The organism is Leptospira bouyouniensis (assembly GCF_004769525.1).
Taxonomy (GTDB): Bacteria; Spirochaetota; Leptospiria; order Leptospirales; family Leptospiraceae; genus Leptospira_A; species Leptospira_A bouyouniensis.
This window is the reverse complement of the sequence record NZ_RQFT01000008.1, coordinates 97,945-122,817: the sequence shown is the minus strand read 5'-3', so window position 1 is coordinate 122,817 and position 24,873 is coordinate 97,945. Positions and strand designations below refer to the sequence as shown.

The 24,873-nt window shown below is 37.8% G+C and carries 25 protein-coding genes; 8 read left to right on the top strand and 17 right to left on the bottom strand.

Going from position 1 to position 24,873, the window contains the following annotated elements:
• Window positions 1-39: 39 nt before the first annotated feature.
• From EHQ43_RS08925 to EHQ43_RS08915, 3 genes are all read left to right on the top strand, one after another.
• Entirely contained in the window at window positions 40-2,367 is a 2,328-nt protein-coding gene (locus EHQ43_RS08925; protein ID WP_135740683.1) for an adenylate/guanylate cyclase domain-containing protein, read from the top strand.
• A 7-nt stretch (window positions 2,368-2,374) separates the two neighbouring features.
• The gene (dxs, locus tag EHQ43_RS08920) at window positions 2,375-4,264 is read left to right on the top strand and encodes a 1-deoxy-D-xylulose-5-phosphate synthase (RefSeq protein WP_135770891.1); all 1,890 of its coding nucleotides are present in this window, start codon (window positions 2,375-2,377) and stop codon (window positions 4,262-4,264) included.
• A gap of 64 nt (window positions 4,265-4,328) precedes the next feature.
• Complete coding sequence (locus EHQ43_RS08915) at window positions 4,329-4,814, top strand: tetratricopeptide repeat protein (protein WP_135618537.1); 486 nt, start codon at window positions 4,329-4,331, stop codon at window positions 4,812-4,814.
• Here the strand turns inward: EHQ43_RS08915 and EHQ43_RS08910 are convergent.
• On the bottom strand, window positions 4,811-5,302 hold the full coding sequence (locus tag EHQ43_RS08910; protein WP_135770890.1) for a hypothetical protein: 492 nt from the start codon (window positions 5,300-5,302) through the stop codon (window positions 4,811-4,813). The two genes, EHQ43_RS08915 and EHQ43_RS08910, sit on opposite strands and share 4 nt — an antisense overlap.
• 3 nt (window positions 5,303-5,305) lie before the next feature.
• Entirely contained in the window at window positions 5,306-5,710 is a 405-nt protein-coding gene (locus EHQ43_RS08905; RefSeq protein WP_135740686.1) for a hypothetical protein, read from the bottom strand.
• Between the two features lie 83 nt (window positions 5,711-5,793).
• On the opposite strand from EHQ43_RS08905, the gene EHQ43_RS08900 reads away from it, so the two are divergent.
• Complete coding sequence (locus tag EHQ43_RS08900) at window positions 5,794-6,480, top strand: hypothetical protein (RefSeq protein ID WP_135635932.1); 687 nt, start codon at window positions 5,794-5,796, stop codon at window positions 6,478-6,480.
• On the opposite strand, the gene EHQ43_RS08895 is transcribed toward EHQ43_RS08900, so the two are convergent.
• Window positions 6,481-7,383 (bottom strand): NAD(P)/FAD-dependent oxidoreductase, encoded by a 903-nt coding sequence (locus EHQ43_RS08895; protein ID WP_135770888.1) that lies wholly within the window; start codon window positions 7,381-7,383, stop codon window positions 6,481-6,483.
• A 38-nt stretch (window positions 7,384-7,421) separates the two neighbouring features.
• Window positions 7,422-9,959 carry a cyclic nucleotide-binding domain-containing protein gene (locus tag EHQ43_RS08890; RefSeq protein ID WP_135740688.1) on the bottom strand — a complete coding sequence of 846 codons (2,538 nt, stop codon included), beginning with the start codon at window positions 9,957-9,959 and terminating at the stop codon, window positions 7,422-7,424.
• An 87-nt stretch (window positions 9,960-10,046) separates the two neighbouring features.
• Between EHQ43_RS08890 and aroA the strand changes: the two genes are divergently transcribed.
• Window positions 10,047-11,333, top strand: a complete 1,287-nt coding sequence (gene aroA, locus EHQ43_RS08885; protein ID WP_135753096.1) for a 3-phosphoshikimate 1-carboxyvinyltransferase — start codon at window positions 10,047-10,049, stop codon at window positions 11,331-11,333.
• A gap of 60 nt (window positions 11,334-11,393) precedes the next feature.
• Here the strand turns inward: aroA and EHQ43_RS08880 are convergent, their stop codons facing one another.
• Window positions 11,394-12,038, bottom strand: coding sequence for a slr1658 superfamily regulator (locus EHQ43_RS08880; RefSeq protein WP_208730997.1), 645 nt, complete (start codon window positions 12,036-12,038; stop codon window positions 11,394-11,396).
• Between the two features lie 256 nt (window positions 12,039-12,294).
• Here EHQ43_RS08880 and EHQ43_RS08875 point away from each other — a divergent pair, with 256 nt between their 5' ends.
• The 3 genes from EHQ43_RS08875 to EHQ43_RS08865 all read left to right on the top strand — a co-directional run bounded on the left by EHQ43_RS08875 (window position 12,295) and on the right by EHQ43_RS08865 (window position 15,538).
• On the top strand, window positions 12,295-13,428 hold the full coding sequence (locus EHQ43_RS08875; protein ID WP_135770886.1) for an AraC family transcriptional regulator: 1,134 nt from the start codon (window positions 12,295-12,297) through the stop codon (window positions 13,426-13,428).
• Between the two features lie 122 nt (window positions 13,429-13,550).
• Window positions 13,551-13,976, top strand: coding sequence for a hypothetical protein (locus EHQ43_RS08870; protein WP_135740765.1), 426 nt, complete (start codon window positions 13,551-13,553; stop codon window positions 13,974-13,976).
• A gap of 113 nt (window positions 13,977-14,089) precedes the next feature.
• Window positions 14,090-15,538, top strand: a complete 1,449-nt coding sequence (locus tag EHQ43_RS08865; RefSeq protein ID WP_135770884.1) for a hypothetical protein — start codon at window positions 14,090-14,092, stop codon at window positions 15,536-15,538.
• Here the strand turns inward: EHQ43_RS08865 and EHQ43_RS08860 are convergent.
• From EHQ43_RS08860 to EHQ43_RS08805, 12 genes are all read right to left on the bottom strand, one after another.
• Entirely contained in the window at window positions 15,535-16,077 is a 543-nt protein-coding gene (locus EHQ43_RS08860) for a DUF4376 domain-containing protein (protein ID WP_135770883.1), read from the bottom strand. The two genes, EHQ43_RS08865 and EHQ43_RS08860, sit on opposite strands and share 4 nt — an antisense overlap.
• Window positions 16,078-16,084: 7 nt before the next feature.
• Window positions 16,085-17,224 carry a hypothetical protein gene (locus EHQ43_RS08855; RefSeq protein ID WP_135770881.1) on the bottom strand — a complete coding sequence of 380 codons (1,140 nt, stop codon included), beginning with the start codon at window positions 17,222-17,224 and terminating at the stop codon, window positions 16,085-16,087.
• Between the two features lie 3 nt (window positions 17,225-17,227).
• Entirely contained in the window at window positions 17,228-17,512 is a 285-nt protein-coding gene (locus EHQ43_RS08850) for a hypothetical protein (RefSeq protein ID WP_135770879.1), read from the bottom strand.
• Window positions 17,512-18,477: a phage tail protein gene (locus tag EHQ43_RS08845; RefSeq protein ID WP_135770878.1), complete on the bottom strand. Its 966-nt coding sequence runs from the start codon at window positions 18,475-18,477 to the stop codon at window positions 17,512-17,514. The genes EHQ43_RS08850 and EHQ43_RS08845 overlap by 1 nt, the downstream gene beginning before the upstream one ends.
• Window positions 18,474-19,685 carry a baseplate J/gp47 family protein gene (locus tag EHQ43_RS08840; RefSeq protein ID WP_135770876.1) on the bottom strand — a complete coding sequence of 404 codons (1,212 nt, stop codon included), beginning with the start codon at window positions 19,683-19,685 and terminating at the stop codon, window positions 18,474-18,476. The genes EHQ43_RS08845 and EHQ43_RS08840 overlap by 4 nt, the downstream gene beginning before the upstream one ends.
• Window positions 19,685-20,035, bottom strand: coding sequence for a DUF2634 domain-containing protein (locus EHQ43_RS08835; protein WP_135770874.1), 351 nt, complete (start codon window positions 20,033-20,035; stop codon window positions 19,685-19,687). The genes EHQ43_RS08840 and EHQ43_RS08835 overlap by 1 nt, the downstream gene beginning before the upstream one ends.
• Window positions 20,032-20,484, bottom strand: coding sequence for a hypothetical protein (locus tag EHQ43_RS08830; RefSeq protein ID WP_135770871.1), 453 nt, complete (start codon window positions 20,482-20,484; stop codon window positions 20,032-20,034). Before EHQ43_RS08830 ends, EHQ43_RS08835 begins: the two co-directional genes overlap by 4 nt.
• A complete protein-coding gene (locus EHQ43_RS08825) occupies window positions 20,484-21,065 on the bottom strand; it encodes a Gp138 family membrane-puncturing spike protein (RefSeq protein WP_135770870.1) in 582 nt (193 codons plus the stop codon). Before EHQ43_RS08825 ends, EHQ43_RS08830 begins: the two co-directional genes overlap by 1 nt.
• 71 nt (window positions 21,066-21,136) lie before the next feature.
• Window positions 21,137-21,949, bottom strand: coding sequence for a phage protein (locus tag EHQ43_RS08820; RefSeq protein WP_135770868.1), 813 nt, complete (start codon window positions 21,947-21,949; stop codon window positions 21,137-21,139).
• Complete coding sequence (locus tag EHQ43_RS08815) at window positions 21,942-22,280, bottom strand: phage baseplate plug family protein (protein WP_135770866.1); 339 nt, start codon at window positions 22,278-22,280, stop codon at window positions 21,942-21,944. The genes EHQ43_RS08820 and EHQ43_RS08815 overlap by 8 nt, the downstream gene beginning before the upstream one ends.
• The gene (locus tag EHQ43_RS08810; RefSeq protein WP_135770864.1) at window positions 22,280-22,918 is read right to left on the bottom strand and encodes a phage baseplate protein; all 639 of its coding nucleotides are present in this window, start codon (window positions 22,916-22,918) and stop codon (window positions 22,280-22,282) included. The genes EHQ43_RS08815 and EHQ43_RS08810 overlap by 1 nt, the downstream gene beginning before the upstream one ends.
• On the bottom strand, window positions 22,918-24,807 hold the full coding sequence (locus EHQ43_RS08805; protein ID WP_135770862.1) for an LIC12611 family phage tail protein: 1,890 nt from the start codon (window positions 24,805-24,807) through the stop codon (window positions 22,918-22,920). Before EHQ43_RS08805 ends, EHQ43_RS08810 begins: the two co-directional genes overlap by 1 nt.
• Window positions 24,808-24,873 lie beyond the last annotated feature (66 nt).

Genomic DNA, 24,873 nt, shown 5'->3' with positions numbered 1-24,873 from the left:
GAGAATGGTCGGAAATTCCTAAACGAATAAAGAGGCTCTATGTCCGACAAAGAATCAAAATCGCTTTCGATTTTAGATTACCTCAGTGTTGCCGTCGCCACCCTAGGATCACTTGGTGTGATCGTTTCTGTTCTGATGACAGGATGGGTATACGAGTATTCCTTCCTAATCGGTGGGATGTTACTCCTTCTCGCTTCATCCTACTTTGTATACAAAATCATTGAAAAGGTTTCGAAAGACAAACAAAAGTCAGGTGCTATTTGGTTATCATATGTGATCGCAATTTTTATGTACACAATGGTAAACACATTCCAACCTCTTAAAGAGTTGGAAGAAAATTCCATTTCGTTTAGGTTTCAATTTTTAAGAGGTACAAATACTAAAACAGAGAGCGAAGGTGATACAGGTAGGATCGAGTATATCCAATACCAACCTCCAGCCAAAGCGCGAAAAGATATCAATATCATTGGTATCACAACTGAATCATTAGAAAAACTACAAGGTACTTGGCCACTCCCATGGAGTTATTACGCTGACATCATTGAAACGTTTAAAGAATCGAACAACATTCTGATGTTCGATATTTTCTTCGTAGATTATAAACCTGGCCAAACAGAAGAGATGGTCGCTGCATTGCAAAAAAATCGCAATGTTTTATTTGACTACCCTATGGAAGTCAGTGCGGAATCGAAAGAAGCTGTTCTCAATTTAGAGAAACGAATTGATATCCTTAGAAAGTTCCAAATTAAAAATGTCATCGATGAAAATGATGCTGGGATTTCTTGGGTGAAATTCCCCCAACCACCAATTGAGCCAATTGGCGAACTATCAGCTGGTCTTGGTTTTGCGAACGTAAAAAAAGATGAATCAGGCCTCAACAGAAAAATGCCACTTGTTGTTAAGGTTTATAATTCTGGACGAGATAGAGAAACGGAATACTTCCCTTCAATCGATTTACTCATTGTTTGCCAGTATTATGGAATCAATGTTCAAACCGATGTTGAAGTCAACATGGGCCATTATGTAAAACTCAAGAACATCCCAAACAAAATTATTCGAGAATTCAATGTTAAGGCACGTAAATTTGAAGAACGTGATGTCATGCATGTCCCGAATGAAAATAGGGAAGTGGTCATTCCTATTGATTGGGAAGGCCAAATGGAAATCAATTTTGTGGGTGGAAGGTATTCATTCAAACAAAATGAAATCTTCGAAGTAACCAATGATTGGAATCAAGAATTACTCGAAGCCAATCAAATTAATAACAAAATATTTCTTGTTGCCATGTATTATGCAACAGGTCGTGGAGCTTCGAAAGACTCCCACTTATCTCCGTTTGGTGACATGTCTGGGATTGAACACCACGCACATGCAGTTAATACGATTCTAAACCAAGACTTTTTATCCACAGTCCCAAACTGGGGAATTTTTCTCATTTATGTTGGACTTGGTGTGATGATCGGATTTTTGCAACCAAGAGTGAAAACACATATTGGATTTGCGATCATGTTAACTCAGTTATTACTCTATGTAATCGCAGCACTTTATATTTTCCAATCTTTCAACTTGATCACGGTATTACCTTCCGTAACCATCGAACAAATCGTCGTATTTGTGGCCATCATTGGTTTTAGGATTTTAACGGAAGAAGAAAACGTAAAATACATCCGCCAGACTTTCTCCAAATTCGTTTCAAAGGATGTTGTGGATGAACTCCTCAAACACCCTGACAATCTTGCGCTTGGTGGTTCCAAACGAGAAATTACCATCTTTTTCTCTGACGTTCGCGGGTTCACAACCATCTCTGAACAATTGGGTCCAGAGGATCTTGTGAAGTTACTCAACGAATACCTTTCAGCGATGACAGACATCATCATTGAATATAAGGGAACCATTGATAAGTACATGGGTGATGCCATCATGGCTTTCTGGGGTGCACCTGTACCTTTGGAAGACCATGCTTATTATGCATGCGTAGCTGCCCTTGCCCAACTAGATCATTTAAAAGTACTCCAACAAAAATGGGCAGAACGAAACGTTCCAGTGATCGACATTGGTTGCGGACTCAACTCTGGTCCAGCTGTTGTTGGGAACATGGGTTCCTCTCATAGGATGGAATACACATGTATGGGTGATACGATCAACCTAGGCTCCCGATTGGAAGGTTCGAATAAAATGTACACCACAAATATCATCATCTCAGAATACACGTATGAAAAAGTGAAAGACAGAGTGGTGACAAGAGAACTCGATTTGGTGCGCGTAAAAGGAAAAACCCAACCTGTTCGGATTTACGAATTGCTTGGAATCACAAACCCAGAAGATATGGAGAAAATGAAGCGGCCACTCCAAAAGGCGGCAACATGAAGTTTCAATGCCATCGTATCCATATCTCGACAAAATCAATTTCCCAGAAGACCTTAGAACCCTAAAGGAAACCGACCTCCCTGCCGTCTGCCATGACGTCAGGGAATACATCATCGACACCCTCTCGGATGTGGGGGGGCATTTTGCAAGTAACCTCGGAGTTGTGGAACTCACAGTAGCCCTCCACTATGTCTTCCAAACCCCAAAAGATAAAATCATTTGGGACGTTGGTCACCAAACTTACCCACATAAGATCCTTACAGGTCGCAAAAAAGAACTACCTACTGTGCGCAAATGGTTAGGCCTCTCTGGGTTTCCCAAACGCGAAGAATCCAAATATGATTTATACAACACAGGACACGCAGGCACTTCCATCTCCCAAGCCTTAGGAGAAGCATGCGCCAGAGATTTAATGGGGGAAACTTACAAAGTCGCTGCTGTCATCGGTGACGCATCCATTGCCACTGGTATGGCGTTGGAAGCCATGAACCATGGTGGGCATATCAAACCGAATATGCTTGTCATCTTAAATGACAACTACATGTCGATCTCCAAAAATGTCGGCTCCATTTCCAATTATCTCAATCGAATCATATCTTCTCAAGTGTACAATAAAGGAAAAACCGCCTTTTATAGTTTTTTAAAATGGATTCCTTTGATTGGGCCCGCCTTGCAGGCATTAGCCCATAATATGGAAACTTCTTTTAAACATTTTATGATGCGTCCAGGTGGACTCTTTGAGGATTTGGGATTTACATACTTTGGACCGATTGATGGGCACGATGTGAACCGAGTTGTGCATATGTTGCAAAACCTCTCTAAAATTCAGGGCCCAGTCCTTCTACATGTTCTCACACAAAAAGGGAAAGGATACAAACCCGCAGAAGCAGATCCAATTAAATACCATGGAGTCACGCCGTTTAACAAAGAATCTGGTAAAATGGCATCTGCCGATGCCAATAAAATTGGTCTTTCAAAAATTGTCGGAAAAACTCTGATTGATTTAACTAACAAAGATAAACGCATTGCAGTCATCACACCCGCTATGATTGAAGGTTCAGGTTTACGTGATTACCACGAAACTTACCCAAACCATACTTTTGATGTGGGTATCGCCGAACAACACTCAGTTGCCTTTGCTGGTGCCATGACAAACGGCGGCGCCATTCCTTATATGTGCATCTATTCTACCTTTCTAACAAGAGCACTTGACCAGTTGGTAGAAGACGTTTCCCTTATGAACTTACCTGTTAGATTTGTTATCGATCGGGCAGGGATTGTGGGACCCGATGGAGAAACCCACCAAGGATTATCAGATTTAGGGTATCTTGCTGGTCTTCCCAATATGGACATTTTAGTACCAAGTTCAGCACAAGACATCATCGATTGCCTCCATTTTATGAAAGATTATACGGATCATCCCATTGCGATTCGTTTTCCAAAAGATAATGGCGACTTACGAGAGTTAAAGTTCGAAACTCCAAACCAAGTCACAAAAGCAAAGGCAAGGGTGATTTCCGAGGGAAACGATTTATTGATACTTTCTATTGGTTTTATGTTACCCATAGCCAAACAGGTTGCTGAGATTTTAAAAACAAAAGGGATTTCTGTATCCGTGATTGATTTGTTTTGGTTAAGACCTTACGACAAAGATCTTGTACATTCCTACATCACAAAAACCAAACAATTTGTAATTTTAGACGAGAGTTACCTTCACGCAGGAGCTTCTGGTTACCTTTTGAACGAAATTCCAAATTCTCTTATTGGTAAGTTTTTAAAGACATTTGCCCTTCCTTTGGAACCCATCCACCATGGAGAAAGAAACCAAATTTTAGAACACTACCGTTTGAGTGCGTCTCAAATTGCTGAGGATTTACATTCACTTTTGCAAAAATAAAAAATAAGTTTTCAAGGAGATTTTTAAGACATCCGAAAATGAAAGAAAACAGGTGAGGATCTCTTTGTCTTCAAGTTCTTTCCAACTTTCTTTAGATTTAGCAAAAGACCATTTTAAAATCGGTGATTTAGACCGTGCCGAATTCCACCTTCGTTCCAGTTTAGAATTGGAAGAATCAGAGGAAGCATATTTTTACTTGGGACTTGTCCAAAACGCACTCGGTTTGTGGAGTGATGCTTTGGCTTCGTATTACAAAGCCGTTAGTTTGGATCATGAATATGGCAATCCATGTAACGAAATCGGTGTTTTACTGCTTAGAATGGGTAATGACAAAGAAGCTGTGTATTGGTTAAAAAAATCAGTACGTTGTGAGAGAAACGATGCCCCTCATATTTCCTATTTCAACTTAGCAACTCTGTACAAACTTTGGAACCGCCCGGAAAGGTCCTTACAATACCTTCACAAAGCACTTTCCTTAAAAAAAGATTTTATGGAAGCGAATGAACTTTGGCGGGAACTAAAAGCCGATGAGGAAGCTCCTTCCAATTAACTGTAGTCAGTGGGGAGAGGAACAACTACCTCTCCTGTATATTTAGGGATCTCCATTTTCACACCCTTCCAATCCAAATACGTAATTCCATCCTCGTCTGTCAAAAGATCTGACAATTCTTTTGCTGCATTCCAAGTGAATCGGTATTTGATTTTTTCCTCCGAAGAACGAAGACCTAAAATTCCGCCGTCTTTTGTTTCGTAGATCTCAAATTCCCCAAACGGATAACTACGACCATCATCTGTGAGGAAGATAATCTCACTTTCAGAAACTTCTATATGTAATACATGGCATGGAAATCCATCGATTTTGATGTAACCATGCTCGGAAAGTTCACCGAAAGTATTTTCAATATAGACTCCTTTTTCATTTCCGTGTAAGTTATTGCGAAAATATGTGAGGATTTCTTCTTTTTCAATGGGATTCCCTCGGAAGATCCACTCATCATTAGGGGAGATATAAATTTCAGAATCGAATTTTCGTGGCATAGTTTATTTATAACGAAATGCATATCCTTTCCAATAAGGAAGGTTTGATTGTTGCAGAAAGGAATTTGTAGTCCTTCCTTTTTGGTCCATGGTATGAACAGAAAGATTGTCAATCGTGGATTGGTTTTTTTCCGTCATCCAAACTCCATCAATTTTACGCTGAAACATTTCTTTTTTCAGCCTTGGTTCGTACTCTTCCCAAGTGAGATCCTCTGTATTCCGTATAATGATCTCTCCAACGATTTTAAAGAGTTTTTTGGGCCTTTCTCTCAGAATTTCCACATCTTGCCAAGATTGCACCCTATAACGATGATCATTTGGGCGAAAATCAGGTTCTGGAATAAAATCGACGGAGGAACAACCAAATAAAAACGAGTAGAACAGGAGTGGGTAAAATTTGAACCGCATTTTATACCTTAGACAAAAATATGCTATACATTGGCTGAATTGCCATAGGATAAGCAATACAAAGATTTAGGCACCAAGCTTTCATGGAAGAAACAGACATCGGCAAAAGAAAACGGGAAAATGTACTCAAAATTGGCTACTCAACTCTAGATGAAATTGAGGAAAAAGTAAAGGCCTTTCGAGTCATGAACCAAAATGCCGTAAAAAAGCGGTATCTCATTACCCGAGATCCCATATTGGATCCGCAAGGGAAGGTACTATTGGCGAAAGCGCAAGAAATCGATGTTTCTGCCGCCAAACTCCTCCGACGGCACTTTAAAGGTGCTGATATGTTCAAAGTGTTCCAACCAGACGAAGGGCTTGTGATCATTTCCGATATGTCAACGATGGAAGGGGTTTCCTTTTCCATGGACATTGTGACACAAATCATGAACCTTGGGGGTGGTGCCTATGAAGGTTTTATCGACCGAGTGGATAGTTTTGAAGACTTCATTGGCCTACTCAAAAAAAACCTATTCCCACGTATGATCATCGTGGGATACCTCCCAAAAGAAAAAATCCAAACAGAAATCATCAATTTTGTGAAAGTGAAACGATTGGACAATTACCTCAGGGCATTGGAACTCACCCATACCGTATTCAAACCAACTGCTTATTTTCCAAAAATCAAACAAGTGAACATCTCACAAGAAGACCCAAAATCCTGGGGACGATTTGTGGTAGAGATCGTCCGCGAATATACAAGACCGTACTTTGTAGAAGAAGTGTAATTAAGACAATATCATTGTTCTGTTGAGCTTTGAGGCTGCCAAATTCCCTGAGTGTACGGCATGTGCTACGGAGCGAAACATGGATGCCATGTCTCCCACGGCATAGACATCCGAAATACTTGTTTCATAAAATGGAGACACATCAATAAGTCCACTTGGCAGAAGTTTACATCCAAGTTCTTCCGGTAATTTTGAATGTTGAACAATCGGTATTTTTGAATATAATGTTTGGAGTGGGAAATTTTTCCCTGATTGGAATAACAATCCTGAAATTTTCCCATCCTTTTGGATTAGTTCCATGACTGGTTCGGTTTGAATCGCAATTCCTTCTGATTCAATTTTGTTTACCTCTTCCGTGGAAAATTGCACTGGGCCATTTGTAAAAATGGTAATTTCTTTTGACCAGTGTTTTAGAAATTTAGCATGTTCGTATACTCCTTCTTCATTCATCCATAATCCAGTTTGATTCCCTACATATTCATATCCGTGGCAATAAGGACAGTGGATGACAGTTTTCCCCCAAGCTTGTGCAAAACCAGGTATCTCTGGTAATAAATCTTTGACACCAGTCGCAAAAATGATTTTATCAGTTTGGATTTCATTCAATCCATTCCCTTTGATTAAATATCCAGAACCTTTTTTTTGAATCGAAGTAGCTTCACCTAATTGTAGTTTGAAGGTTTTGTATTCATTTAAATCTGATAATGCTTTTTGTCTTATTTCACTCGGTTTGATCCCATCGTGTGTAATGAAATTATGTGAGAAAGGTGTGTTTTGATTACATGGCCTTTCGGAATCAATAACGAGAACATTTCGTAAAGATCGAACAAGGGTAAGTGCAGCAGAAAGTCCTGAATAACTTCCACCAATGATTGTAATATCTGCTTTTTGAAGGGAATCCATGGATGCAATTGTGTTGCATCTACGGAGGTTGGCAAGGATTAAACTTCGTAAAAAGTTAAATTTTCATACAATTCTTTTGGTAAATTTCCACTGGCATCCATGTACTTTTTATACTTATTCTCAAATTCTTTATGTTGTCGTGTGCGAATGTTTTTGAACCGGTTGTGTAGTTCTGCATACGCCGGTTGTGTTGATACTTTTTCCCTGATATTTTTGTGGAATGGTATGTGCCTGTAGAAGATAGAACGTACCACTCGGTTGACACGTTGTACTCCTTCAGCTTCGTATCGTATCCACAAAGAATAGTCGTAAGCAAATTTATCGCGGTCAGTTCGGAATCGTTTGAATTCAGAAGAAATTTTTTCTTTGAGTTCTGGCGAAAGATCCTTACTTTTTTTATAAAATTGCACATAATCCGTGTAATCTGCTGTGATGGATGGAATTCCCACATTGTTCCAATCCGGTCCAAGGATGTTTTTACATAATTCCCAACGGAACGCTGCGATAGCTTCCAACATAAATGTTTTGAGATCTCCCGTTACAAAATGAGGGATACAAATTCTACCTCTAGACTCTTTGGAACCAGCTCCGCGAAAGATTGAAAGGTCTTGCCACATCATAATTTTAGGTCCAATTGATGGGACTAAGATAAAATCTGGAATGATCGACCTTTGGATGAATTCATTTTTGATTCCAATATCTTCGTTTCTGTAGATCACTTCTCGATTGAATGCTGTATAATCAATACCCAAAATATATTGTAGAGCTTTCTCAACATCATCTTTGGAAACAAAACATTTCTCAAGTGGAATTGTGATATGGTATTTTGTTAAGATAGGAAAGTGGCTTGCAATATTTCCTGACGTCAATCTTACGTTTGGTTCGTACATGGATGTTATTTCAGATCCAAGCCTTGCTTCTCCTGTATCGTAATCTGGTGGAATGTCTTTTTCCGATTTGATTCCAGAATCTTTTAGGTCCATTTTCAATTTTTCAAAAAATGTTTGCCCTAATTCGTCCACGGACGTTGGCACTTCTCGTGAATAAATTTTTTCTAACCAATCTGTTCCATGGTGGATTGGTGCACTTGGATTCCCTCCAGGTTGGTACAACCTTCCTACTAGCTCTACGATATGTCCATCATCAAGTAAGGATTCATCAAAATAACCGTAACGTAACATAAGTTCAACGGCTTTCGGTGCTTGTTTGCCAGATTGTAACCATTTTGTGAAAGATTTTTTATACACATCCCAATACGTTTTGGCAATGGTTCTTCTGATTTTACGATTGTCTGGTTCCGGATCTAATGGATTTTTGAAAGACTTAAGCTTCACCATGAGAGTCGAAAACTCTTTTACTGATTCTGGGTCTGCTTGGGAATAGTTTAAAATTTGGCTAGCTGAGTTTAATAATTCAACTTTTAAAGCCTTGGTATCAATACCTGCCCGGATTGGATCGTTACCTTGGGCAATCGCTTCCTCTTTGTTTTTTTGTGCATTTAATTCATGACCAAACTTGGATGTTAGTTCGGATTGTTTTGATTCTAGTTTCTCTAAACAATTTCCTGTTGATGCATAATTGGTTCCAAATATTTGTTTGTATTCATCGAGAAGAGATTTTGATTTTTTCAGAGCCCATTCTGTAATTGGAAGTAAAACAGTAGAAGGAATTGTCGAATAACCCGTATTAAATAAATCTAGGGTAAGATTGAATTTTTCTAATAAACCATTTTCGCCTACAAACATAGAATTCATTGTTTCCGATAATTCATAGGTTTCCTTGCTGAGTAATTCAAATAATTCACGATATGTTTTTACATAACTTTCAGCAGCACTTTGTAGTAAACTTGGATCTGCTTCGAATAAAGCTTGTGAAATTTTGGGATTCACAGAAAGGATTTTTCTTATGAAATGAAATTCTGCATCATTCCATTCGATCGCTTCACTATAATCCTTTTCGAAAAATTCACCATGGTCTTCCTCTAAAAAATGAACCGTTGGTTTTTCAGGCAAAATTCCACCATGTTCTTGGAAACCTGCAAGATTGTTTCGAATGAGTTTCATCACAGGATCGATGATGTTTTCGTCTCGAGTAATTTTTGCGCCAGGAGTCACATCAGAAAAAATAGAAGGGTTTAAAATATAATACACTGCACCCAAGTTATCCATCGTTTGATCAAATTTGGAAGCGAGTCCTTTGATGGATAATACTCGTTTGTAAAGTTCTCCAATTTCCTTGAGTAAGGTGCGAACTGCCATAACCCCAACTGATACCTTTGTTGTGAGAGTTTTTTTTGCATTGGGTTGGTTCATCACATATGTTGATACAACACATGATGTTTTTGCCCGAATTGTATAAGGGTAGGGCGTTCCTTCTAAGAGTGCAAAGATACCTGGAGTAAGGTTTGCACCTTCCAAACTATAGAGAACTATGCTTGTATCACCGAGGGTAGTCTCAACTCGAACCGAACCCTCATGGAGTATGTTCATCGACGTTGCGGCTTTACCACCAATGAAAAGGACTTCACCTGGATTGACTGGGATCTTTTGGTTATTTTTACTGGTATCTAGAGGCATTTGGTTGTTCGTAAATGAAACTTAGGTTTCCGACAAACGCTAATAAAGAAGCGCCAAATTGCAAAATACTTTTTAGAAAAATACAACATGTTGCAGCCACAAATCAAATTAAATGCAAAAAAAGAAATTTATGTCCCTGGAGATAAGTCCATCTCACATAGGACCGTGCTTTTTTGTGCACTCTCCCAAGGGAAATCCGAAATCCATGGCTTTTTAGAAGGGGAAGACCCCCTCCATACCTTGCATTGTTTTGAATCAATGGGTCTTTCTGTCAGTTCTCTCGGGAAAGGAAGTTATTCAGTCGAAAGCCCAGGCAAAAAAAATCTGAAATCTCCGATTGGTGTCTTGGATTTTGGAAATGCTGGAACAGGAATTCGTCTGTCTGCAGGGTTATTGGCGGGACTCCCTCAGATTCGCGCTACCCTTACAGGAGATGCTTCCCTTTGCAAACGACCTATGGCAAGAATCATGAACCCTTTAAAAGAGATGGGAGCTGAGATTCTATCTGTCGATGGCAACGACAGAGCGCCACTCCGTATCCATGGGAAACAATTAAAAGATTATACCTACCAAAGTCCAATTGCTTCTGCACAAATCAAAAGTGCTTTAGTCCTTGCCGCCTTGTCTTCAGACATCTCCATTGACTACAAAGAATCTGAAGTATCGAGAGACCATACTGAAAATATGATTCGGTTTCTTGGTGGAAACATCGTCCATCATTCTCCAGTGCATTTTACAGTAAATCCTCCTTACAATTTTGAAGGAACTAAGTATGTGATCCCAGGTGATATTTCTAGCGCAGCCTTTTATATTGTATTTGGGCTTTGTGTTGGAGGATCCGAACCACTCCTCATCAAAAACATTGGACTCAATCCTTCGCGGATTGGGATTCTGACTGTCTTACAAAAAATGGGTGGAAAAATTGAGATAATCGCCAAACGCATCGAATGCGGTGAAGAAATTGGAGACTTACTTGTTTACCCTTCCAAATTGAAACGAACTGTTATCACAGAAGATTTAATCCCTTCTATTATTGATGAAATTCCTATCTTAACCATAGCAGGACTTTTTTCAGAAGGTGGATTTCAAATTTCTCATGCAGAAGAACTGAGAGCCAAAGAATCAGACAGAATTTTGTCAATGGTATCCAATTTAGAAAAATTAGGTGTCAAGGTAAATGAAATGAAGGATGGATATGAATTTGGTGAAATAGGATCCATCAATAAAGCAAAAATTGAAACCTTTATGGACCATCGGATTGCCATGAGTTTTGCTATATTGTCTAAATTATCAGGCATCGAACTGACGTTTGATGATACAAGTTGGGTGGACACAAGTTTCCCTGGATTCTTCGACATCCTCAAATCCATGTGATAAATCATGACATTTGCGAAACTTGTGTGTTATCAAAAATGAGTTACCTTAAACAAAAGTTTAGAGAGTTTCGTTTTCAGAGATGAGAATATGAGCTCTCATAGTGATTTCAAATACATTCCCTTCTAGTTTTGTAAACTCATAAGCAATTGGAAGTTGGTAATCTTTGAGCAATCGAAGTAATCCAATGCCAAAGTTCGCATTTCCTCTGTTATTTGCCTCAAGTGCTTCAAAATACAAATCATTGATGGGATTGGTTTGTAAGGTAAGAATTTTGTTTTCAAAAATTGCCTTCATCCAGGGAGTAATTTTATTTTTCACTTCAATTCTTAATTGGTTCCCGAGGTCTTTAATTTCTATTGTGATTTTGTTATTTTCCTTGTCAGAATGTTTTGCTGCATTTTCCACTAGTTCATTGATGACCGTTGAAATTGTATTTTTATCAAGTTGTTTCGATTCGTAAGAGTGAAAGTAAAATTGTGAAATAAAATTTGCTAAAACATCGCAACGTTTCCAGTAAAATGCCATATCAGCTGCAGATACTGAAATGGAAAGTTGGCTATGGTAAAAAATGTTCCCTTGTAATAATAAATTTTTCTCATTTTCCGTTTGAATGGATTTTGATTGGGATCCCATACGTATGGGAGAGAAATCAGTCTCAACCTTGGTCTGAAGTAATGGATTGGATAAACTAACAAAAGACATAAAGCACCTCTTTATGTTCTAATGATAGAACAATCCAATGTATCAGTCGTCAAAGTGGATCAATTCAAACTCATTTCTACCTCCGTTTCGATCGAATCGGACTAATTGTGTTGAAAAGTTGCCAATTCTTTCTCTCAAATTTAAGAGAAATGCCTTGTTTCTTTAGCAAAAAGGAATGGTCACATCAGATGTCACTCTTGTTTCTTGAGTCTAAAGGTCACAATTTCTTAAGTGAAATTTGACAGTTGGTATTTGAATGGATTTATTTTTTCAGACTCATTTTGAATCTTTGAATTTCTTTTTATTATTCTCAACGATTCTTGCCTTTCTCTATGCAGTAGGAGAATTCTTTAGTTACCATAAAAATCGAAAACAGATTTTGCTTGGGGTTATCTTTTTAGGAACAAGTTACCATTTGTTCAATTTATATCTAGTTTCTTCAGGTCATATTCGTTCCTTTTATCCATTGTATCTAACAAATTTACCCATGATTGCTTGTTTAGGTGTTTTGTTAGATGAGTACTTCCTCATTGTTCTGGAAGGGAAGTTTCGTTCCTTCCGACGATTATCATACCGCATCGTTCCCATTTTACTTACCTTTCTTATCATTCTTTTATGGAATCTATGGAACCATTCAAATGACTTGGTAAAAGAAGCCAATGGGGTGAATCCATACTTAGAAAAACCGATTGTTTTGGTCTTAATTACCATTTTCATCTATTTCTGGTGTATGATTCGGATTGTATGGCGAATTTCTAAGAAAATTCGATGGAGTACGTTTCGCAAAAACTACACTCTCCGCATTGGAACCACAATTGTCGGTTTTTGTTTTGCATTGTCATTATACGGACTTAAATCAATCGCCACTGGAGATCACACTTCGTTTCAAATTTCTGGGCTCGCAATTGGTATTTTTTTATGCATTTTGTATGTGATTCGTCAGAGTTATCCGGATTTCTTCTTGGAAGTCCGGAAGATTGTTGAAGACGAAAAAAAAGCAAAAATCTCTCAAATCTCTAAATTAGATCATAATCTCATCCGTGAAAATCTAAAACAATTATTTGAAATTCAAATGATTTACCGAGATGAAACACTTAGCCTTCGTGATTTAGCAGAAGAATTGAACTTAAGTTCACACCAGCTGTCAGAATTTTTAAATTCTGAGATGAAAAAAAGTTTTTATCAGTTCACAAATTCTTATAGAATCAATGAAGCCAAAGACCGGATCATAAAAGAACCAGAAAGATCACTTCTCGCCATTGCCTATGATGTTGGTTTTGGATCCAAATCTACGTTTAATGAAGCTTTTAAAAAAGAAACGGGAACCACTCCAAGAGAATACAGAGAAAAAATTCTAAAAAAACATCCTATTCGATCCAACCGGACGTAGTTTTCCAACCAATCCGATCCAATCAGACGATTTGGCGAACCATTCCCTGTATGATTGGAGTCAAGTTTGTGAGAGCCGTTTTGAAAACACTCTCAAAACAAATTTGTTACGAGGACAAAGCCATGAAAAAGAAAATTAGTTTATTGATAGCGATCGTGTTTGCTTCGCAAGTTACTTTTGCATCTCCTGCAAACCAAATCAAAGTAAAAGAAGCAGCAAATCTTTTAGTCACAAATGGTATGACTAACAAAGAAGCTCATGACTATTTAAAAGCTCACATAACTCCGAGTGAATTTGTAAGAATCAAAAGAGCGATCAAAAACGCTGAATTTGCTGGAACACTCGACCAAGATTTGGACAGCATAGCTTCATCCATTCAATTGAAAGAAGCTACTGGAAATTACTTACACGGAAATAATTTCAAAATCATGGAGAATGTTTTAGCGTCAGTTACAGTTGTCGCTATCGTTGGGATTTTAGTGCATGCCGGTGGATTCGGAACAGTAGTGACTGGTGGGATGTATGACTCTGTTGGACTTGGGATCTAATTGATTCAAAACATTAGTTTCATTTAAAAATCTAAATCTTGCTTTTCTAAATGTTAAAATAATGGAGAAGCGAGATTGTTTTTTTAACAACGAATATCTATCGGAGGAAATCCATGAAGTTGAATCGAATGAAAAAGAGAATTTTTGGTTTCTCTTCAGTGTTCTTATTTTTGATTACTACAAACTTAATTGGGGTCTCCCAGGTGGATGATCAGGTATTGGATTGGGAACCCTTACAAAAACAATTTGTTCCAAAAAAAATAACAAGAGAGGAACTAAACCTCAAGTCAACTTCACATTATGTATTGGAGAATTTTTCCATCCATTCCCAGTTCGAAAAAGATCCTATCCTTTTAGAACAAGTTTATGGAAATCAGAAATTACTCACTTTGGGTTACCAACTCCAAAAAATTGAATCGAGATTTAATCAAATTTATAAACAAGCTGGATTCAAAAATGTTACAACAACTCCAAAACAAAAAATCATCATTCGAGTGGATGCTCCATATGTTTATTCACCATTGTTGTATTATGATCCAAAAGTAAAATTAAAGAATACTGCGCTTACCATTCCTCCATCCGAAATACAAGGAAAATGGAATAACGAAATGTGGTTTGCTCCTAAATGGGATTTTCCAATCGTAGATCGATTTGTTTTTGATCGGATAATTGACACAGCCGCATGCCCCGATTCCATTTACCATGAATACACTCATCTCATCACTGGAAAATATTTAGGGAATAATGCGATTGGTCGTTCTCTTGCGGAAGGGATCTCCGATTATTATGCAGCTTCTATGATTGATTATCCTGAGTTGTATTCTCATAAAACTTGTGAAGGAGTGAAGCGGCAGTTATTAGTCAGTTCGTTTCGTTTGGATCGTGAAATTGGGTTTTATGATTCCATTACGGAAAGTGATTTTAAAAAGAATTTTACATTCATTCCTTCTATTTTGTGGAAGTACAGATCTTTGGTTGGAAAAGAGTTGGCTGACCTAACGATTTTCCAGGCGATTACAAAAACAAATGTTGGTGATCGATTTTTTCCAGAATTTACCAATACACTTTCCAATTCATTGTATTTGGAATCAAAAAAACAGTTAGGTGAGGCAAAAGCAAAAGAGTTAGTAAACCAAGTCGAGACTGAAATTTGGATTCCACGTGGAATATTTTCTAGTTTCGGCTATCAGAAATCTGTATTTTCAATATTTCCAAGGAAGAATCTTCGGCAAACAAATGCAGATTCTAAAACCTTCGAATTTTGTCAGAATCAAAACGAATTCGAATTTTTTTGGCAAGATGTGAACGTAAATGATCCAACATTGCGTTTTTATTGGAAATGTAACCAAGTGAAACTACCACTTATGATCCAATTTGATCAGACAGACTCGCGCAATTATTTGATTTCATCAAATTTGCTTTCATTGAATGGTAAAATGAAGTTTGCAAGTCCTAATGCGTGTAATCCGAAAGTGAAACGAATTGGAATAGATGAAAAATTATATTCGCGCGCAAGACTGAATATTCAATTACGCACCAAAAATGCAACTAAACGATATTAAGCAATTTGGTTCCATTCTTGGTTTATATTATAACTTGAAAGCTGAGATTTGCTTTTCGAAGGCAATTCATCGATTAGAGTTCTCGATTTACGAAAACAGGTTTCCCAAAAATTTCCAGCTGTAAGCGCAAGCTCACCTAATTGCTCAACTGTGACCGCTCTCCATTGATTTACATTGTCTCTCCAATATCCAGACCAAGTCCCACCCAATTCGATTTTTTTCAGAGCAAGGGACATTCTAATTAGATCCTCTTCTCTTGCTTGAAAATTAAAACTTTGGAATTGAACTCCTTGTTCAAGTTTATTGTAGCAAAATGATAGGATTTCCGATTTCAAAATATTACGACGATCTTCCAAACTGATCTCACCATCTTCTGTTTTCTCGGATATAGATTTCTCAATCCATTCACCATTTGCAAACTTCTTCCCTGCCGGGGGCCAAGAATCGAATATCATCATTCCACTCTCGATTACCAATTCGAGATCTAATTTGTTTTCAGATTGGTCTATAAGTGAATCGTTTTGAACTAAATAATACATTTTAACCTCATGCAATGTAAATTACGCCATTTCCATATAGGTATTCAACACCTGACCGAATCCTAACACTTGGACCATTTCTCGGATTTCCTCCCAAAGGGTCAGAAACAATATCTCTGACATTATTAAGTTGTGAAACATACGAACTTACATCTGTAGCACCTAGCAAAGTCGCAGTATCTGGTCCCGATGTAGAAGTCGAGCCACCACCTCTATAGGCTTGGTGCCAGTGAAGTTGTCCTCTATCTCTCACTCTTGCATTTGCAGGAACTTCGACAAGATCAGTTCCGGAATAAAAAACAGCACCTGGAGTCATTAATCCAGACTCAGGCATTTTTCTCCACCTAGCGCTGCTCGTATTAGGAGTTCCGCCCGATGCAATTCGATAAGGATAAATTTCAATTGTTCCGGTGCCTGTTGTGGCAAGCGAGGAGGTGTCTTTATCGATGCAAATATATCGATTTGAAACTGATAGTGTATTTGCTAGGGATGTTAAATATCGGATTCTAAATTCTTGTCCAAGTTTAGGTGCATTGTCTCCTGTTCCGATATCAGAAGCGATTCTTACAATGAAAGCCCAAGCAGAAAATTCTGTATCACTATCCGTTCCATCTGCGTTAGTTGAAGCAGTATAAGATTTCGAATAATGATAATCTTCCAGTAACGCACGAACGACATTTCGTGCCGTAAGAGTGTCCTCCAACTGCAAACGTGTGACTGATCCAGTTGCAAATCCGGTGACATTGAAAACAGAAGCGGCACCAAATTCCCATTTAATGTTTCGCAATGGATTGATTAAGAGAGGCCAGTTCTCAACGTCGAAAGTATGATCTAAATCTTTTCGGAACCAGGGCTCTTCCGGAGATGGACTAAATTTTCTAGAGCTCCATTTTGTATCTAAAAGTCCAAAAACTCTCTGATAAACTAACCCGTTTTCAGCTTGATTGACTAGAGGAATTTGCCCAACTTTCCCGGAGAATGAACTCGGAGTATTATTTAGTTGTTGGAATCCTAGTGAAGGATTATCTTGTGCATCTTTCAAGTGATTGAGGTTAGCATAAATCCTTAGAATTTCAGGATTAATCAAATCACCATCAGCTGGAGTGATTCGATTCCAAGTTCTTGTTGGAGTAACTATAAATACCATTTCTTATTCCCCCAACTCTTGCTCAAAAATCACAAATTGTTCAGTAATTTTTAAAGGAGTTTGGATTTTGAAAAAATCTTTGAGTCCATTCTTCACGGAAGATAAATCGGATGTTCTTACAAAAATAGAATCAGTACCGTTTCCAGAAATACGCGACAAACCCATTTGATCACAATGCAAAAAGAGTTTTTCAATTGTAGCATTTGAAACCAGAGGCAATCTATCGATGCAACGTTTCCCAACCTCTGGTAATTCGACATGTGTTTCTCTGATTAGAATGAAAATCATTATAAGCCCTCTCGTATTACAAATTCATAATTAATATAACCATCTTTCGGTTTTCCTGGAAAAGAAAAGAGAGCGAAAGGCTCACCTGATTCTCGAAATATTCCTATTTCATTTATAGAGTCTCCAATGGCTTCACCGGTTTTAATTTTCATAGAAAACTCTTGTAAACCTTCACTCGTTCTTCTAATTGCACACAGCTTCCGTAAAACTTCGGTTTGGAGGCCAGTGTCTTCAAATTCAGGTTCTCTTAAATTCCCTCCGGGTTCCGCTCCAGTTCCGACGGCAATTTCAAACGGAATTATTTCAACGCGATCACCACTAAATAAAGAGGATCCATCAAGAGGCCAAGAACCATCAAATTCAATGTTACGAAAATTGAATTTCAACATTTCAGATAAATAGATTTCAAATCGATAAGAGATGATTGCTTCGACACCACCGGCTCTTATATCGGCAATTGCTTGATTGAATTCTGAAATGACTTTTAAATCATTGATTCTTCCATTCAAAACAATCTCTATTGTTGCTGGCTGCTTGAGTGAGCCAGATAATGGAACTTCACCATTGAGAAGAATGGATCCATCAAGAAAACGAGTTCCCTCCAAATAACAAAGCTCACGAATTTCAAATAGATTTCCAGAACCTGCTACGATACGATTTCCTATTTCATTGAGAGAATAGATATCACCCTTTGATTGTCTTTTCGAATTGGCGATGGATAAAAAGATTTTGAATTTTTCGTCATCAAGTCCGTTTCTTTTTTGACGAACATTTTGTCCGATCAAATCAAGGATTCGACCTGATTGTCTTGAAAAATCTTTTAGAAAGTAAAGGGTTTCAATAGCAGCATTTATCTCTTGGAATTCAGGAGCAATAATCTGCCATCTTTTTCCAGTATCTGAATCTTCATTTTGATTCAAATAAGAAGAAGGATAGTTTTTTATGATCTCCATTACAGGTGTCATACGAAGGCAACCTCAATGTTTTCTGTGATAAGTTTGAGTCTTTGTCTACCTGTCGCGTTTACAAAAGTTTCTTCCGGAGGCTCAGTAATTCCTATTTCAATTTCGATATTTTTGATCCCGGCCACCTTATCAGTTTTGAATTCATCAACTCCCAATTGCGAAGCTTCAAGTTCCCAAGAGGCAAGTGATTCACCTAAGCCTTTCCCAGAATATACAGTTGAAATAGGTCCTATTGTATCGGTTCCGCCGACAATTTTTATACAGTTTGTTTTTACCACTTGCTCGGATCCTTCGATCCATTTGTCCGTAGTTTCGATTGTGATCTTAACATAAATTTGAACATCGGTTGGTCTGGAGTATTTATAAGTTCTCGGAATGTTTTCATTGTCGATGATTGTTATAGATTCGTCACCAAATGCTTCAATCCCACCTGGCCAATTTTTGATAAAAATGTTTCCAATCAGTTCTGGACTTCCACCTTCAATGACCGCTTCCATGCTGCTAGGTGGTCGGCCATCAGCATCCGGAAGCTTTGTTGCATTCTCGTAAACTTTAGCAGTAACTATACTTTGTTCATTCTTCAATAGATTTTGAATTTGTACTGCTGAGCTTCCACCGGAAGTTCCTCTTTCTTTATATCTGGAGATCAATTCAGGATCTGTTTCTCGGATCCTTCCTTGGGTAGCACTTTCTGGATTTGTTACGGATAGGATACCGTTCTTTGGCGTATTGATTTCTGTTATAGTGTCCGCATCAACGTTTCCAATCACTCCAAATTGGATTGCTTGTGCCAATACTGTTCCAAAACCATCTCCAAGTATGACACCAGATTCGATTGTTATGAATTGAATACCTTGAGGTGTTTGCGAAATTATTCCAACTTCAATTGGAGAATCAGGAACTCCCTCGAACTTAAGAGATACAATTGATCTTTTTGGTTTGGCTCTTTCCACTCCACCTTCTGCTACGACACGATCCAAAGATACTCCAGAGGAAGTTTCCAAAAAATTGGCATAAAAAACATCTTCGATTTTTTGCCAAACTTCATCCAATAGATCAGCTTGCATCAATATACGAAGACCATCTTCCGATGATTCTGATAAATCTGTATCGGGACCAAGGAGACTCAATGATCTATCCTTCATATCCCTTATGATTTCACTTTTTGTTTTTCGAATGAATCCTTGTTCCGTAACTCCGTAGGACATTATAAATCCTCAATAAGAGTTAGATTTCCGTAAATGCTTATTAATTTGAATTTCACAGACAGTTTCCTATTATCTCTGTTAAACTCAACAATTTCAAGGCTTGTAACTGCTACTGTTTCAGAATCTTTTAAAATAACTTTTCTTAACTCACTTAGGATTCGATCCTGAGATACTTTTTCTGAAAATATTTGAACCCAATTGATCCCTACATTTCTTGCATAAACATTCTCTTGGAAATTTGTTTTGATAGCTATAAGTATTCTTTGTTTGTAATAATCAATTCCATCTATAACTACTAATCTTCCATTTTCTCGAACGGTATCATTATTGCGAATCAGAAGTCCTCTCATGATAAAGAAACCTCAAGGCTAGTAGTAATGTTTAATACTTTCCAAGTTCTTAACCAGGTATCCATCAAATCGGTTCTTAGATCACATTCTTTTTCATGAGTCAACCCGGGCGGAATCAATTCCTGAAATTGACCAACGTGTGGAACGAGAGTGTGGCCTACGATTCCATTACATAAGGTTTCAGCAAACGCATCACATGCGAGTTTAAATACTAAGCCTGTCGGATCCAGATTCATTGCATATGCCGCCCCTTCAAAAGCTAATTTTGCCGCATTGGCAGTAGTAGACGGAGGTGTTACGGCCTTCGCCATTTCATACCATGCTTCTGACCAAGAATCAATAGCTCTCTCATTGGCTTGTTCCTTTGATGTAGAATCTCCAAGATAATCAATAAACGATGGATCCATAAATTTACGAAGTTTCGGCAACGCAGAATCTTTATCTAACATTAGGCTTCTCCAATTGGAATTTTGGATATCGAAGAACCTGCTGAAGTTACGTGTCCGTGCTTGATTCCAGAAATTCTTCTGATTTTTGATTCAACAATTACATCTTTTTCAGTTTCGATATCTTTATTAGATTCAAGTTTATCATCGGTCATTGTCATCTTATGCCCGCTATCCCCTCCGACTTGGAAGATGATTTCATCTTTCTTGATATTGATATAAGAATCCCCATCTTCATGTCCCAAAACAATTCCATCCTTTCCTAACAATTGCAAAAGTTTAGGTTTAATATTCTTTTTGGTTTTGTATGCACCTACAACAAAAGCATCATGAATATTAAACGCAGACTCAGATGTTTCATCTGATTGACCGAGCATTGCGTTTTGAATAGAATGAGTGGCAAAGTTCACCCAAACAATGTCACCAGACTTATATTCAGGTTTCATAAAAAATCCTCCTGAGTAATAGATGTTAACCGGTATATCTGAAAGAACAGGAAAAGGAAGAAACTTAAAACCTTCTTTCTTTTTGAGAAGAAGTTTGATTGAGACAGTGGCTTCTTGCTTATTGAAAGATTGAACCATAGCCGGGCATCCTATTAAAATTTCTGACAATCTATTTTTTAAAAGATCATCTAGTAATTTTGCAAACTCATTCATATCTCTATGCCCTCGATGTCCGAGTAAGCTTCGTTGGAATGAGTTGAGAATTTGCTTTTCCCCTTTATGATTTTAATCTGCGAATCTAAATCGCCACCTTTGACTTTGATAGCCTGATTGAATCTAAATTCATGTCGAAATAAACTTCGTATCTTCCATCGTTTTTTCTCAAGCTTTTCAGGTCTGCCAATGAGCCCCGATGTGTAATCCAGATAAATTTGAGATGGTTGAGGCGAACTTGTTTTTGCAACGATATAAATCTTTCCTTCGTCAAAATAGAATTCCGAGCCTGTGTTATTGCAAATATCGTCAATGGCTTTTCGAAGTGATGTTGCTCCGTATGACAAGAGTTTATTTTCTCCAAGTGAAATTTTTCCAATTTGAATGTTGGAACTTTCGCAAATATCGGAAAGGATTATATTGGCAGGAGTTTTCTTATATGATTTAAGTATATTTGTTTCTGACCAAATCCCTGCTTTCTCTGATATTGAAAGTTCAAGAATTTTATCAGTTCCGGAATTTGCGACTTTGCTTTGAAAGATTTTTCCACCACATACAATCCCACTTAAATCTTCGTAACCAGCTGTTAAAACCAAATCGGCATATTGAAATGAGGATCCAACTTTTACTGGATCACAAGCTTCTATTGTATTTTTGTTTGGATTGTATAATCTGATTTTTGTAGAAGCAAATCTATCAAAATCTGTTTCAAAGTCGATTCGAAAAGGTGGATAAATAAATGTCTTCGCAAGGCCACTGACAGGAATGAGATCAATGGAAGCAATTCGTTTGAAAAGTTTCTTATTCACTGATTTTTCCTAAATAGATTTTCACTCGGCCAATTGAATTTTTGTCGAAAGTATATTCTCGAATTTCTTCTGAATAAACATCGTTTAAATCGAGAGGAAGAATCGAAACATCGAATGGAAAACCATCAACGATGCAATGATTTGCGTTGACACCATACAAAAGTTTTGTGGAATAAATGATTTGATCATCAGGATTTCGGACTACCATCGTAAAGAAATTCCCTATTGAGTTATAATGAAATTCTATAGGGAAATCAATACCGCCAAAATTATAAGTTTTCGATACTGGCAACTCTTCGAAATCAATTTCTAAATATTCAAATTCTGCCATTAGAATAACGACTTAGCCCAAGAAGTTTTTTTGGCAGTCGCTGGCTCAGAAGTTTTTTCATCTTTCTTTTTTGTGGCTTTGCCTTTGTTTGGAACTCTTGCGACTGCTCTCGATTTTGCTTCAACTATAATGGATGGATACAAAGATAAAGTTCCGGAGACATCGTTTCCCGTTTCAGATGATTCACTAAAATTAACTGGTCCTAGAAGAAGGTTTGGTATTTCATCGAGTGACCTTCCAATGTATCGTTCCATTTCATCATCAGGTTCGACATATTGAAAAATCGAAGGTAAAAAGGATAATACCTTAGCCAATACTCCATTTGTTGAATAACCGAGAAGCGTTAGGATCTGACCTTTTGATTGCCAGACAACGAGCTGTTTCATTTTAGCATCAACCGTCATTCGTTTGAGAGTAAAAATTTCAGTGGAAGAGGAGAGAACGAAATTCAAATTGATTGCACGTTCACCTAGTAAAACATGATCAGCAATCGTTTGTTTAAATCCATCTTCTCTTTCAATCGGATGTTTAGTAACTTCGGCAGGGTATGCATAATCGATATTAGTTGAAACATTTAATTCAACTTCCTCTTCTCCTCCCTTCAAAGCAAGGGTCTCTCGTCCGAAAAGAATTCCCATCAGTACTCTACCTCTGGAATTCCAAGTAACTTTCTGAGTTTTGGAGCAAGCTTTTCATCCATGAGGGATTCAATCATCTCTAGAAATTTGTAAGCATCTTCCTGAACACTTCCATTCCCAAGAATTACTTTTTCGATTTCGATTTTAAAATTGATTCCACCTACTTGGCCTCGCGCAGATCCTTTTGTAGAAGATGAATCAGATCCACCACTTGCACCAGGTAAACTTTTGAAAGCATATAGATTATCATCGGGGTGGGTGTGGATCACTTTGCCATCTTTTGTTATGATGGCATCGTTTACTCGTTCTGAGTTAGATCCCAAATCGATACCTATTGATTTCAAACCGGAGATAAAGGATTCTGGCAAAATATCTTTTAATAATGATTTGATTTTATCTTTCATTGAACTAAAGAATCCAACGATCTTGTCTGGAATTCCAGAAATGAAAGCAACTATCTCATCCCAAAAGAAAAATAGAGCAGAAACGGGAAACATAGCAATAATGATCCATTTACCATAAGTCCTTACTAAGTTTAAAACTCGATCTAACATACCTTTGAAGAGTTTGGCTAAATCAAAATCCTTAAATGGACCAAGAAAATCTCCTATGATTGACTCTCCTCCATCCATCCATTCTATTAAATCTTGAACTACAAATACAACAGCTGCAATAGCGGCACCTACTGCTAAAGCAATGGCTATGAATGGTAGGAAAGGTGCCATTGCGGTCCATGCAGCAACAGCCATTGCTTTCAAGGCAGCAACCATTATAGTTCCAATCACTGGAGCAAGAACGAGTAAGGCAAATCCAACTCTTGCAGTTCCTTTTTCTGCATCAGTAAAGTAATTTAGAATGGGAATTATTGCTACTTGGAAAGGAGCTATAGCATTGTTGATTAATTCGCCAATCGTTTCTTTAAGATCTCCCATTCTTTGTGAAAATACTTGAGCTCGTGCACCGGCAGTTTGCATATGCTTTCCATACTGTTCCGTTAAAGCTGTATTTTCTGATAGGGCTTTGGTCACTAATGCTTCTCGCAATTTAATGGATGTTTGGTCAGCCCCCGTACCTATGGCTTTGAACTGTTCCCGATATTGTGAAAAAATTGCACCATTTTCTTTGAACAATTTCGCAGATCCTGTAAGGATTGCACTTTGCGCTTGTTCCATCATACCGCCAAGTGAACCACCAGTGACTGCTGCCGCTTGTTGCATACCAGAAAGCGAATTAGAAACAAAATCAACAGAAGCTCCCATTTTCAATGCGGCGTTTGCGGCCTCCTTTAATGATCCTTCTGATTCGAGTCCACCGGATGCGGCCATTGCTTTATTGATTGAGTTTTCTAATTTGGGATATTGATCCTCTGCTAAATTGACTAGCATCGTTCTTTCTTTTTCGAGTGCAGTGTATGCATCGAGAGAAGAACTTGCGAAGCTCGACATAAAGGCAATAGCACCTGTAGCGGCAACTGCTTTGAGTAAACTTCCGACTCCATTTGCAGATTCTTTAGTCTTACCAAGTGTTTGATTTAATTTTGCAAATTCTTTATCCGATAGTCCAGCTGCTTTTGCTGCATTCATCAAATCTTCATCTAGCTTTAAATCATTTTTTGTTTGTGAAATAAGTTTGGCGACTTCGGTTTCGGTCTTTCCTAATAGCCGAGCCATTTCTGCAATTTGTGGATTGGATTTATTTGCGATATTATCAGCAATTGAGGATCCGAAATCTTCAATAGAATTTGCGGCTTCAATACTAAATAAGTCTACTCTATCTATTAGATCTCCGAATTGATCTTTTATCTCTGCGACTCTCTCATCTAATGCAGACATTTCTTCACCTGCATCGCCGGCTAGATTGATTTCAATGTTGAGAGATCGCAGTGACAAATTAAACTCCTAATCGCATTGATTCTAACTTTTTGTTTTCGTATTCCATTCTTTCCGACAATGCTT

Coding starts and splice junctions, on each gene's coding strand:
- EHQ43_RS08890 (WP_135740688.1), bottom strand. CDS start 9,959: ATGCCTCTAGATACCAGTAAAAATAACCAAAAGATCCCAGTCAATCCA.
- EHQ43_RS08900 (WP_135635932.1), top strand. CDS start 5,794: ATGGAAGAAACAGACATCGGCAAAAGAAAACGGGAAAATGTACTCAAA.
- EHQ43_RS08830 (WP_135770871.1), bottom strand. CDS start 20,484: ATGTTAGATAAAGATTCTGCGTTGCCGAAACTTCGTAAATTTATGGAT.
- EHQ43_RS08815 (WP_135770866.1), bottom strand. CDS start 22,280: ATGGCAGAATTTGAATATTTAGAAATTGATTTCGAAGAGTTGCCAGTA.
- EHQ43_RS08845 (WP_135770878.1), bottom strand. CDS start 18,477: ATGACACCTGTAATGGAGATCATAAAAAACTATCCTTCTTCTTATTTG.
- EHQ43_RS08810 (WP_135770864.1), bottom strand. CDS start 22,918: ATGGGAATTCTTTTCGGACGAGAGACCCTTGCTTTGAAGGGAGGAGAA.
- EHQ43_RS08895 (WP_135770888.1), bottom strand. CDS start 7,383: ATGGATTCCCTTCAAAAAGCAGATATTACAATCATTGGTGGAAGTTAT.
- EHQ43_RS08865 (WP_135770884.1), top strand. CDS start 14,090: ATGAAGTTGAATCGAATGAAAAAGAGAATTTTTGGTTTCTCTTCAGTG.
- EHQ43_RS08880 (WP_208730997.1), bottom strand. CDS start 12,038: ATGTCTTTTGTTAGTTTATCCAATCCATTACTTCAGACCAAGGTTGAG.
- EHQ43_RS08850 (WP_135770879.1), bottom strand. CDS start 17,512: ATGATTTTCATTCTAATCAGAGAAACACATGTCGAATTACCAGAGGTT.
- EHQ43_RS08840 (WP_135770876.1), bottom strand. CDS start 19,685: ATGTCCTACGGAGTTACGGAACAAGGATTCATTCGAAAAACAAAAAGT.
- EHQ43_RS08835 (WP_135770874.1), bottom strand. CDS start 20,035: ATGAGAGGACTTCTGATTCGCAATAATGATACCGTTCGAGAAAATGGA.
- EHQ43_RS08875 (WP_135770886.1), top strand. CDS start 12,295: ATGGATTTATTTTTTCAGACTCATTTTGAATCTTTGAATTTCTTTTTA.
- EHQ43_RS08860 (WP_135770883.1), bottom strand. CDS start 16,077: ATGTATTATTTAGTTCAAAACGATTCACTTATAGACCAATCTGAAAAC.
- EHQ43_RS08855 (WP_135770881.1), bottom strand. CDS start 17,224: ATGGTATTTATAGTTACTCCAACAAGAACTTGGAATCGAATCACTCCA.
- dxs (WP_135770891.1), top strand. CDS start 2,375: ATGCCATCGTATCCATATCTCGACAAAATCAATTTCCCAGAAGACCTT.
- EHQ43_RS08925 (WP_135740683.1), top strand. CDS start 40: ATGTCCGACAAAGAATCAAAATCGCTTTCGATTTTAGATTACCTCAGT.
- aroA (WP_135753096.1), top strand. CDS start 10,047: ATGTTGCAGCCACAAATCAAATTAAATGCAAAAAAAGAAATTTATGTC.
- EHQ43_RS08825 (WP_135770870.1), bottom strand. CDS start 21,065: ATGGTTCAATCTTTCAATAAGCAAGAAGCCACTGTCTCAATCAAACTT.
- EHQ43_RS08910 (WP_135770890.1), bottom strand. CDS start 5,302: ATGCCACGAAAATTCGATTCTGAAATTTATATCTCCCCTAATGATGAG.
- EHQ43_RS08870 (WP_135740765.1), top strand. CDS start 13,551: ATGAAAAAGAAAATTAGTTTATTGATAGCGATCGTGTTTGCTTCGCAA.
- EHQ43_RS08905 (WP_135740686.1), bottom strand. CDS start 5,710: ATGCGGTTCAAATTTTACCCACTCCTGTTCTACTCGTTTTTATTTGGT.